The sequence below is a fragment of the Caulobacter sp. P1_B12_2 genome (assembly GCF_056406675.1).
Map to the genome: position 1 here is coordinate 1 of NZ_JBFTZS010000102.1, position 11,721 is coordinate 11,721.

An 11,721-nucleotide genomic window follows, 5' to 3' on the forward strand; every position below is an offset into this window, starting at 1 on the left:
ACGTACCGCTGATCCGCGTCGAAACCATCGCCAGTCTGCTGGTCAAATACGCCGGGACCGACACGCCGTTGCGCGTGCCGCTGGGCGATGCGGCCGCCGTGCTCGACGCCTTCGAGACCCTGCACCAACGCCGCTTCGGCTTCGTTTCTCCGAGCACGGCGCTCGTGGTCGAGGCCTTGGCCGTCGAGGCCATCGGCCACGCCGACGCCGGGGAAGCGCCTGACCTCGGCTTCGGTGCGGACTCCAAGCCCGAGCCCCTGGCGATCCTGACCACCCGCATGGCCGGGGCCGAGCACGTCACGCCGGTCTTCGACCGCGCCGCCCTGCCGATCGGCGGCGAGGTGGCCGGCCCCGCCATCGTCCGCGAGGACACCGGCACCACGGTGATCGAACCCGGCTGGCGGGCCACCGTGGACCGACACCTGAACCTGATCATCGACCGCGTCGCCGCTTTGGCGCCCCGACAGGCGGCCGGGACCAAGGCCGATCCGGTCATGCTGGAGGTGTTCAACAACCTGTTCATGGCCGTGGCCGAGGAGATGGGGTTCGCCCTGCAGAACACCGCCTATTCGGTCAACATCAAGGAGCGGCTGGACTTTTCGTGCGCCCTGTTCGACCGCGACGGCGCCCTGATCGCCAACGCCCCGCACATGCCCGTGCACCTGGGCTCGATGGGCGACAGTGTGCGGGCGATCCGCGACGGCCGCCTGCACGACGGCCGGGGCTTGAAGCCTGGCGACGTCTATATGCTCAACGCGCCCTACAACGGCGGCACCCACCTGCCGGACGTGACCGTTGTCATGCCGGTGTTCGACGCGGCCGGCGTGCTGACCTTCTACGTCGCCGCACGCGGTCATCAGGGCGACATCGGCGGGATCACACCCGGCTCGATGCCGCCCAACAGCCGGACGGTCGAGGAGGAGGGGGTGCTGATCGAGAACTTCCTGCTCGTCGAGGGCGGGCGGTTCCGTGATGCCGAGGTGCGGGCGCTTCTGGCCTCGGGCGCCTGGCCGGCCCGCAATCCCGACCAGAATATCGGCGACCTCAAGGCCCAGGTGGCGGCCTGCGCGCGCGGCGCCGAGAGCCTGACGGGACTGGTCTCCGAGTTCGGCCTGGATGTGGTCGAAGCCTATATGACCCACGTGCAGGACAACGCCGAGGAGGCCGTGCGGCGCGTGCTGGCGAACCTGGCGGACGGCGCCTTCGCCTATGAGCTGGATGACGGCTCGGTGGTGAAGGTGGCGATCACGGTGGATCGCGCGGCCCGCACGGCGCGGGTCGACTTCACGGGCACCAGCGACCAGGTCCCGACCAATTTCAACGCCCCGGCCTCGATCTGCCGGGCGGCGGCGCTGTACGTGTTCCGCACCCTGGTCGACGACGAGATCCCGATGAACGACGGCTGCCTGCGGCCGGTCGAACTGGTGATCCCAGAAGGCTCGATGCTGCGGCCGCGCTATCCGGCGGCGGTGGTGGCCGGCAATGTCGAGACCAGCCAGGTCGTGGTCGACGCTCTTTATGGCGCGCTCTCCGTGATGGCCGCCGCTCAGGGGACGATGAACAACTTCACCTTCGGCGACGACCGGCGGCAGTACTACGAGACCATCTGCGGCGGAGCGGGGGCGGGACCTGACTTCGACGGCGCCGACGCCGTCCAGACCCACATGACCAACAGCCGCCTGACCGATCCGGAGGTGCTGGAGAGCCGCTATCCGGTGCTGGTCGAGGCGTTCTCGATCCGGCGCGGGTCCGGTGGGGCGGGGGCGCATCACGGCGGCGACGGGGTGGTGCGGAAGATCGGCTTCCGTGAGCCGATGACGGCGACCTTGTTGTCCAACCGGCGGCGTGTGGCGCCGTTCGGGCTGGCTGGAGGTGGGACTGGGATGCTTGGCAAGGCCTGGGTCGAGCGGGCGGATGGCTCGGTGCTGGCCCTGGGTGCGACGGACGCGGTCGAGGTCGCGGCGGGGGATTCGATCGTGATCGAGACACCGGGCGGCGGGGGCTATGGTCCTAAATAATCCGCTAATCCCGGCGAATGCCGGGACCCAGATGGAATGGCTTCGAGGCGGGTTCCAAGAGTGCTGAGCTTGTCCAATCAGCTTTGGCGCTTTGGGATCTGGGTCCCGGCATTCGCCGGGATGAGCGGTTCCAAAAAGTGCTCGCTAGCGCGGATCGGGCCAGGCGCATGCGCCTGCCCCAGTCGTTGCGCGGCAGTTAGGCCAACTGAACCTTTCCATCCACCCGGCGCGCGATGCCCAGCGGGTTGGCGTCCTGCAGCTCCGCCGGCAGCAGGGCGGCCGGCAGGTTCTGGTACGAGACCGGACGCAGGAACCGGAAGATCGCCAGCGAGCCGACCGAGGTCGAGCGGCTGTCCGAGGTCGACGGGAACGGACCGCCATGGACCATGGCGTGGCCCACCTCGACGCCGGTGCCGAAGCCGTTGATCAGCACGCGGCCGGCCTTCAGCTCCAGGGCGGGCAGCAGGGCGCGGGCGAGATCGGTGTCGGTCTCGTCCATGTGCACGGCGATGGTCAGCTGGCCTTCCAGGGCGGCGATCACCTGGGTCAGCTGGGCCAGGTCCTTGGCGCGGACCACCAACGAAGCGGCGCCGAACACTTCGTCCTGCAGGTGCGGGGTGGCCAGGAACGTGGCGGCGTCGACCGAGAACAGGGTCGCGCGGCCCTGGCCGTGGCCGCCTTCCAGGCCGTGGGCCACCTGGGCGACGCCCGAGGTTTCGGCCAGCGCCTTCACGCCGCCGGTGTAGGCCTTGCAGATGCCGGGGGTCAGCATCTGGCCGGCAGGGGCCTTGGCGATGACCTCGGCGGTGGCCGCCAGGAAGGCGTCCAACTCGGGGCCGTCAATGGCCAGGATCAGGCCGGGATTGGTGCAGAACTGGCCCGCGCCCTGGGTCAGGGCGGCGACGAACTCGGGGGCGATGGCCGCGCCGCGCGCCTTCAGGGCGTTGGGCAGAAGCAGGACCGGGTTGATGCTGCTCATCTCGGCGTAGAACGGGATCGGCTCGGGACGGCCTTGGGCGATGGCCAGCAGGGCCAGGCCGGCGCGGCGCGAACCGGTGAAGCCGGCGGCCTTGATGCGGGCGTCGGCGACCAGGCCTTGCGAGATCTCGATCCCGGCGTCGTGCAGCAGGGCGAAGACGCCTGACGGGAGGCCGCATTCCTTGGCGGCCGCCTGGACGGCGCGGCCGACCAGCTCGGACGTGCCGGGGTGCGCCGGGTGAGCCTTGACCACCACCGGGCAGCCGGCCGCCAGGGCCGAGGCGGTGTCGCCGCCGGCCACCGAGAAAGCCAGCGGGAAGTTCGAGGCGCCGAACACGGCCACCGGGCCCAGCGGCACGTTGCGCAGGCGCAGGTCGGGACGCGGCAGGGGCGCGCGGTTCGGCTGGGCCGGATCGATGCGGGCTTCCAGCCAGCCGCCGTCGCGCAGCACGCCGGCGAACATCTTCAGCTGGCCCATGGTGCGGCCGCGCTCGCCTTCCAGGCGGGCGCGGGGCAGGCCGGTCTCGGCCATGGCGCGGACGATCAGCGCGTCACCGATCGCCTCGATCTTGGCGGCGATGGTTTCCAGGAACACGGCGCGCTTCTCGGGCGAGGTGGCGCGGTAGGGGCCGAAGGCCGCCGCCGCCAGGGCGGTCGCCTCGTCGAGGTCGGCCTTGGTCGCGCCGCCGAAGGTCACGTCCAGCGTGCCGCCCGTGCTGGGATCGACCGCGAGGATCGCGCCGCCGGTTCCGGGGCGAGCGCCGCCGTCGATCAGAAGTTCACCGGTGATGGTCAAGGCGCGTTCCTCGCATTTCGAAATCAGTGCAGCGTCTTAAATGATACCGCTCCCATTGTCGTCAAGCGGTGCGGGGGCAGACAGACTGTTTCACGCCGGTTACGGTCGTTCGAACCTGGGGGGAAACGGATTCTGCATGGCGAAGCGGCCGGCCACGATCATCCATGTCGCCGAAAAGGCGCGCGTATCGGTCAAGACGGTGTCGCGGGTGCTCAATGACGAGCCCAACGTCACGCCCGATCTGAAGGCGCGGGTCCTCGCGGCCGTCGAAAAGCTGGGCTACAGCCCCAGCAAGGCCGCGCGGACCATGGCCGGCTCACGCTCCTACCTGCTGGTCGCCTTCAACGACCGCCGCCTGACGCTGGACAACTGGCGCAGCGAGCGCGGCAACGAATGGATCGACCAGATGCTGTACGGCGCCATGCTGCGCTGCGAGCAGTCGGGCTACCACCTGATGTTCGAGCTGGTCGATCGCGACTCGGACCAACTGGAGCGGCAGATCACCTCGGTGCTGTCGTCGCTGCAGCCCGACGGCGTGATCCTGACCCCGCCCAATTGCGAGAACCCGGTCGTGCTGGGCGCCTTGAAGAAGCGAAACATCCCGTTCGTGCGCCTGAACACCCCGGTGCGGGGGCAGGGGCCGCGAGTCTACATGGACGATCGGGCCGCGGCGCGGCAGGCGACCAAGCATCTGCTGGGCCTGGGTCACACGCGCATCGGCATGATCGCCGGCGACTACAAGTTCTCGTCGTCGATCCTGCGGGTCGAGACCTTTCAGGCGACCATGGAGACGGCGGGGCATCCCGTGCCGGACGCGCGGATCTACAAAGGCGACTTCACGTTCGAGGCGGGTGTGGCCGGGGCGGAGGCCCTCCTGGATCAACCCGAACCGCCGACCGCGATCATGGCGTCGAACGACCAGATGGCGCTGGGCGTGGTCAGCGTCGCCCAGGCGCGCGGCCTGGCCGTGCCGGGCGAGCTGTCGATCCTGAGCTATGACGATACGATCGGCGTGCGGCTGAGCGTGCCGTCGCTGACGGCGGTGCGCCAGCCCGTGGCCAAGATGGCCGAGAAGGCGGCCGACATGCTGATCACCGCCAGCGCGGCGGGGGAAAAGCAGATCGCCGGCAACACCCTGGTGCCGTTCGAACTGATGGTGCGGGCCTCGACGGGGCCGGCGCCGAAATAGCGGGATTGGGACAGGCGCATGCGCCTGTCCCCAGCCGAACTACTTGCCGTCGTACGACACCGGCAGCGTCTTGGCCGCCAGGGTCACGTCGGCCTTGGCGCCCAGGTCGCGCGACGAAGCGCCCAGCGACACCTCGTAGGCGCCGGCGGCGATGGTCCAGGCCTTGGCCTTGGAGTCGAAGGTCGCCAGCAGGCGCGGATCGACGGTGACGCTGACGCTGGTGCTGGCGCCCGGGGCCAGGTCGACCTTCTTGAAGCCGCCCAGGCGGCGCGGCGCCTCCCAGCCTGGACCACCCTTCGGCCCGACATAGACCTGAGGCACGTCCTTGCCGGCGAACTTGCCGGTGTTGGTGACCTTGAAGCTGACGGTCAGCTTGTCGCCGACCACGCTGGTCTTCAGGTCGCTGTAGCCGAAGGTCGAGTAGGACAGGCCGTGGCCGAAGGCGAACAGCGGCTTGTGGCCCTTCTGGTCGAACCACTTGTAGCCGACGGCCGCGCCCTCGATGTCGTAGTTGGCGTCGACCATCAGCTCCGGCTTGCTGTTGTCGCCGTCGATGACCGGACGCGGCAGTTGGTCTGCGCTTTCCGGGAAGGTGATCGGCAGGCGGCCCGACGGATTGACCTCGCCGGTCAGCACCCGGGCGACGGCCTCGCCGCCACTGGTGCCGGCGTACCAGGCCTCGGCTACGGCGCCGACCTTGGGCAGCCACGGCATCAGCACCGGGCCGCCGGTTTCCAGCACCACGGCGGTCTTGGCGTTGGCCGAGGCGACGGCGTCGATCAGGGCGTCCTGGTTGTCGGCCAGGGTCAGGGAATAGTCCTGCGACTCGGCGGCCCACTGGTGGGCGAAGACGATGACCAGGTCGGCGCCGGCGGCGGCCTTGGCGGCGGCGACCGGATCGGAACCGTCGTCATAGGTGAAGGCCGCGCCGGGGTTCCGGGCCTGCAACGCCTTCAGCGGCGAGGAGGGGTGGAAGACGATCGGGCCGGGGAAGCCCTTGGGGCCCAGGCCCTTCACCGCCATGCCGCCGATCGGGAACACCTGCGACGAGCCGCCGCCCGACAGCACGCCGACGTCGGAATGCGAGCCGATGACGACGATCTTCTTGGCGCTCTTGGCGATCGGCAGCAGGCCGCCGTCGTTCTTCAGCAGGACGATGGCTTCTTCCGCGTCGGCCTGGGTGACCTTGGCGTGGGCGGCGAAGTCGATCGGGCCCTTGACCACCGGATGGTCGAACAGGCCATGGGCGAACATCGAGCGGGTGATCCGGCGGACCATGTCGTCGAGGCGCGCCTGCGACACCGAACCGTCCGCCAAGGCGGCCTTCAGGGGCGCGCCGAAGAAGGGCTGTTTGTCGAAGGTGTAGGCCGACTCCTGGTCAAGGCCCGCATTGGCCGCCTTGGCGGTGGAGTGCGTGCCGCCCCAGTCGGACATCACGTAGCCCTTATAGGCCCAGTCCTTCTTGAGCACCTCGTTCAGCAGGTAGTCGTTCTCGCAGGCATAGGTCGAATTGATGCGGTTATAGGCGCACATCACCGAGCCCGGGTTCGACTGCTCGATCGCGAACTCAAAAGCCAGGAAGTCGGACTGGCGGGCGGCGGCGTCGCCGATGTTGGAGCTGACCGTCATGCGGTTCGTCTCCTGGCCGTTCAGCGCCCAGTGCTTGATCGTCGAGATGATGTTGTTGGACTGGATACCCCGGATCTGGGCACCGACGATCACGCCGGCCAGCAGTGGATCCTCGCCGCCATATTCGAAGTTGCGGCCGTTGCGCGGGTCGCGGGCCAGGTTGACGCCGCCGGCCAGCTGGACGTTGAAGCCCGAGGAGCGGGCTTCCGAACCGATCATCGCGCCGCCCTTGAAGGCCAGCTCCGGGTTCCAGGTCGCGGCGGTGGCGATGCCTGCGGGCAGGGAGGTGCGCTCCAGATAGGGATCGCTGGACTCGCGCTGAGTCGCGACGCCGACCCCGGCGTCGGTTTCCCACTGCGGGGGCACGCCCAGGCGGGCGATTCCGGGGATATAGCCGGCCGAGCCCATGCGGGCCTCGGCGTGCGGCGTGAACTTGGGCTTGTCCTGGTTCGAACCGAAATAGCCGAAGACCAGGGCCAATTTCTCGTCCTGCGTCATTTGCGCAACGATGAGGTCGGCGCGCTGATCGGCGCTCAGCTTGGTGTTCATCCAAGGTTTCGAGGCGCTCGGGGTCGCGGCCTGGGCGTGAGCGGCGGCCGTCGGCAACGCCGTGGTCAGCATCAGAGCCATCACGAGGGCTCGCATCTGCTGTCGCTTCATTCTTTTTCCTCCCATTTACGTCTTAGGCTATACGCGCGGCGTTCTTTGTCAAATCTTGTCGAGCGCCGACTAGTTTTAACTATTCACGACTCGTGAAATATGAATTTCAACTAAGTCGTAAATACAAACGTGATTGACAACGTTGTCGTACTGTAGCTATTCACGGCATGCAAGTCGCGACCAAAAAAGATCGCGCGCAGGGAGAGGGATGAAGATGAAGTTCCGCAGAAGCCTATTGGCCGGTTCCTCGGCCTTGGCGGCCATGATCGCCGCCACCGCCGTGCAGGCCCAAACCGCGCCGGCGACCGCCGACGCCACCCAGCTCGAAGAGATCACGGTCACCGCCACCAAGCGCGAGACCAACCTGCAGGACACGCCGATCGCGATCAGCGCGTTCGGTCAGAGCCAGCTCGACCGTAACCAGGTCAAGGACGTCACCGACCTGGCCAAGTTCGTGCCCTCGATGGCCATCAACCAGCAGGGCGACCAGGGCGCGATCCTGATCACCATGCGCGGCATCGGCAACGACACCGCCTTCACCGAAGTGGCCGACCCCGAGGTCGCCATCTATGTGGACGGCATCTATTCGCCGCGCGCCCAGGGCGCGGCCGTGCTGATGTACGACGTGGACGCCGTCGAAGTGGCGCGCGGTCCGCAGGGCACGCTGTTTGGCCGTAACGCCACGGTCGGCGCCGTCAGCATCCGCACCGCCAAGCCGACGCTGGGCGACTACTACGGCAACGCCGAGGTCGTGGCCGGCTCGTACAACCGCCTCGGCGCCCGCGTCGCCGTCAACATGCCGGTCTCGGACACCTTCGCCCTGCGTCTGGCGGCGATCACCGAGCGCCACGACGGCTATGTCGACTTCCAGCGCCCGCCGCAGATCGCGGGCGTCAATCCCTCGGCGTTCGTGACCCAGGGCAAAAAGTATTACGCCCAGGATCAGCGCTCGGCTCGTCTGAGCGCCCTGTGGAAGCCGAACGACAACTTCACCTGGAACGTTAATGTCGAGGGCTACCAGGACACCGGGGCTCCCATCATCGCCCTGGCCCAGACCCCGCGCGCCGGTCAGAAGAAGTGGTCGGCCCTGATCGACACCGCCCCCGAGAGCGACCGCTTCTCGTACGGCGTGCGCAGCACGATGGACTACTCCATCAGCGACAGTGTCGGCCTGACCTACATCACCGGCTGGCAGCGGGTGGGCGGCAGCGCCAACAGCGACGCCGACGCCRGCATCCTGGGCGTGACTCGCAACGGCGTTCTCACCCAGGGCGGCTTTGGTGAAAACCACACCGTCTGGTCGCGCAACGACGCCTGGAGCCATGAAGTCCAGCTGAAGTCGCAGGGCGAGCAGACCGTCGACTGRATCGTCGGCGGCTACTACAGCCACGAAGACAACTCGATCCGCTTCGACATCGACGGACGTGACGGCTATCGCGACGGTCCGATGAGCTGGTCGGGCAGCTTCATCCAGGCCAAGCGCACCGTGGAGTCCAAGGCCGCCTTCGGTCAGGCCGTCTGGCATGTCAACGATCGCACCCGCCTCACCGGCGGTCTGCGCTACACCGACGACACCAAGCAGGACCAAGGCGGCCGGAACGTCACCTTCAACGGTCTGGGCAACTGCCTCCTGGTCGACACCGCCGCGCACTGCAACGCCGGCATCTTTGGCCAGGATCGCGGCGCCACCGCCGACCAACTGCTGGCTCTGCTGGGCCCCGGCTACAGCATCGGCAAGAACGACGTGAAGGGCAGCTGGGACAAGTTCACCTGGCTGGGCCGCGCCGACTTCGACGTGACCGATGACGTCCTGGCCTATGCCAGCGTCAGCACCGGCTTCAAGTCGGGCAACATCGAGGACGGCGGCCTGCTGGCCAACCCCGAAACCCTGACCAACTACGAAGTCGGCTCAAAGATCCGCTTCCTGGACGGCCGGGCGACCCTGAACCTCGCGGCCTATTACGAGGACTTCAAGGGCTACCAGGTCAACCAGGTCGTCACGACCTTCAAGCCGGACGGCACAGTGGCCACCTCTCAGGTCGTGACCACCAACGCCAAGGGCGCGCAAGCCTACGGCGTCGAGGCCGAACTGACCGCCAATCTGACGGCCAACGACCGCCTGCAGATCTCGGCCACGGCGCAAGACACCAAGATGGACGAACTGCTGGCCGCTGACGGTCGGGTCGGCCCGAACGACCTGGCCCATGCCGTCCAGCTGAAAGGCAACGAGCTGCCGCACGCCCCGCACTTCTCGGGCACGGTGGCTTACGAGCACACCTTCGAGCTGGCCAACGGCCGGATCGTGCCGCGGATCGCCACGCACTTCGAAAGCAAGAGCTGGCTGTCCTACTTCAACCAGGGCGCTGCGGACCAACAGGGCAGCTACACCCGCACGGACGTGACCCTGCGTTACGAACCGGCGGAAGCCCCCTGGTCGGTCGAGGCCTTCGTCCAGAACCTCGAGGACAAGAACATCAAGACCGGCGCCGGCGCCGCGGGCGTGCCGAACTACACGCCGGTCTGGACGGCGGTCTATCAAGCCCCGCGCACCTGGGGCTTCCGTCTGAAGACGAAGTTCTAGGCCAAGTCCAACGCCCCGACCGGCCTGGCCGGCCGGGGCGACCTGCTTGAAGTGCGGCCCTCTGCCGGGCCGTGTTTCAGGAGCGGCGTGTCTCCCCCCGGCCGCCGCTCCCCTAATCTTTGAGCGTATTGCCTCCCAGACTGCGCTCTCCTGGGTGACGGCTCTCCTGACCGTCACCCAGGCTTTTTCTTTTCCGCACCGACATTCGGCGGCCGACTCGGGTTTCATCGGGCTTCAGAGGCCACTCCAAGGAACGTGCTCATGACCGGCAACCGCATCGTCATCGTCGGCGGCGGCACGGCGGGCTGGCTGACCGCCGCTTATCTGGCCAAGCGCCTGGGCGCTGATCGTCCGGATGGCGCGAAGATCACCCTGATCGAGGCCCCGGACATCGCCACGATCGGTGTCGGGGAGGGCACGTTTCCCACGATCCGCTCCACCCTGGCCGAGCTGGGCGTCAGCGAGGCGCGGTTCCTGCGCGAGAGTTCGGCGACCTTCAAACAAGGCGTTCGGTTCGTGGATTGGGAACGGCGTTCGGAAAGTGGGAAATCTTCCGAATACTTTCATCCGTTCAACCTGCCGCTCCGTCCCAACGGCAGAGATATGTCGCCGTATTGGCTGCTGGACCACCAAGCGGGCGGGACCTTGCCGTTCGCCGACGCGGTGACGACACAAGGCCTGGTCATCGGCGAGGGCCTGGCGCCCAAGCGGCTGGAGGACCCCGATTTCCAGGGGCCGATGAACTACGCCTACCATTTTGACGCCGCCCGCTTCGCCGACTTCCTGTGCGGCGTGGCGGTCGAGGCGGGCGTCACGCACCTGAAGGGCAAGGTCGACGGGGTGACCCGCGACATGAGCGGCGACATCGCCTCGATCCAGGCCGGCGAGCTGGGGACGATCGAGGGCGACCTGTTCGTCGACTGCTCGGGTTTCCGCGCCCTGTTGATCGGCGAGGCGCTTGGCGCGCCGTTCAAACGGGTCGATGACGTACTGTTCAATGACCGGGCCCTGGCGATCCAGGTCCCGTACGAGACCCCCGACGCGCCGATCAATCCCTACACCCTGGCCACCGCTCATGAGGCCGGCTGGACCTGGGACATCGGTCTCGATAGTCGCCGGGGCGTCGGCTACGTGTTCTCCAGCCGCCACACCGACGAGGCGCGGGCCGAGCAGGTGCTGCGGGGCTATGTCGGCAAGGCCGGCGACGGCCTCAACGCTCGATTGCTGAAGTTCCAGACCGGCTATCGCGAGCGCCAGTGGATCGGCAACTGTGTGGCCGTGGGCCTGTCGGCGGGGTTCTTCGAGCCGTTGGAATCGACCGGCATCATGCTGATCGAAGTGGCCGCGACCATGATCGCCGAGGTCTTCCCCCTGCGCGACCGCGCCGCCCGCGACGCCGCCGCCCGCACCTTCAACGCCGCGATGGTCGGTCGTTTTGAGCGGATCGTCTCGTTCCTCAAGCTGCACTACTGCCTGACCAAGCGTGACGAGCCGTACTGGCGCGACAACGCCGATCCGGCCACCTGGCCCGAGGCCCTGCGCGACCTGTTGGCCCAGTGGAGGCACCGTCCGGTGTCGCGGTTCGACTTCCTGGTCGACCTGGAGACCTTCCTGCCGTCCAGCTACCAGTACATCCTCTACGGCATGAACGCGGCCACCGACTTCGCCCCGGTCGAGGGGCGGTACGACGAGGGCGTGGTCGCCAAGCAGAGCTTCGCCAAGGTGGCCGAGGCGGCCCGCGAGGCGCTCAAGCACCTGCCGCCGCACCGGCAGCTGGTCCAGGCGTATTACGCGCGAGCCTAAATCCCACGATCCGCTCATCCCGGCGAATGCCGGGACCCTCTCTGCCATATCATCTGGGTCCCGGCAT

Annotated in this window: 6 protein-coding genes; 4 read left to right on the top strand and 2 right to left on the bottom strand. The window is 67.8% G+C overall.

The genetic code is table 11. From position 1 onward, the window contains the following. Window positions 1-2,018, top strand: a 2,018-nt coding sequence (locus AC1DZ6_RS08600; RefSeq protein WP_477096779.1) for a hydantoinase B/oxoprolinase family protein, incomplete at its 5' end; no start/stop codon positions are given. Between the two features lie 196 nt (window positions 2,019-2,214). On the opposite strand, the gene AC1DZ6_RS08605 is transcribed toward AC1DZ6_RS08600, so the two are convergent. Beyond that, window positions 2,215-3,792, bottom strand: a complete 1,578-nt coding sequence (locus AC1DZ6_RS08605; RefSeq protein WP_477096780.1) for an aldehyde dehydrogenase (NADP(+)) — start codon at window positions 3,790-3,792, stop codon at window positions 2,215-2,217. Between the two features lie 136 nt (window positions 3,793-3,928). Here AC1DZ6_RS08605 and AC1DZ6_RS08610 point away from each other — a divergent pair, with 136 nt between their 5' ends. Continuing rightward, window positions 3,929-4,981 (top strand): LacI family DNA-binding transcriptional regulator, encoded by a 1,053-nt coding sequence (locus AC1DZ6_RS08610; protein WP_477096781.1) that lies wholly within the window; start codon window positions 3,929-3,931, stop codon window positions 4,979-4,981. A 39-nt stretch (window positions 4,982-5,020) separates the two neighbouring features. Here the strand turns inward: AC1DZ6_RS08610 and AC1DZ6_RS08615 are convergent, their stop codons facing one another. Then, the gene (locus tag AC1DZ6_RS08615; protein WP_477096782.1) at window positions 5,021-7,270 is read right to left on the bottom strand and encodes a beta-glucosidase; all 2,250 of its coding nucleotides are present in this window, start codon (window positions 7,268-7,270) and stop codon (window positions 5,021-5,023) included. Between the two features lie 214 nt (window positions 7,271-7,484). Between AC1DZ6_RS08615 and AC1DZ6_RS08620 the strand changes: the two genes are divergently transcribed. Both AC1DZ6_RS08620 and AC1DZ6_RS08625 read left to right on the top strand, forming a co-directional pair. Next, window positions 7,485-9,851, top strand: coding sequence for a TonB-dependent receptor (locus AC1DZ6_RS08620; RefSeq protein WP_477096783.1), 2,367 nt, complete (start codon window positions 7,485-7,487; stop codon window positions 9,849-9,851). Between the two features lie 261 nt (window positions 9,852-10,112). After that, window positions 10,113-11,654, top strand: a complete 1,542-nt coding sequence (locus AC1DZ6_RS08625; protein ID WP_477096784.1) for a tryptophan halogenase family protein — start codon at window positions 10,113-10,115, stop codon at window positions 11,652-11,654. Window positions 11,655-11,721 lie beyond the last annotated feature (67 nt).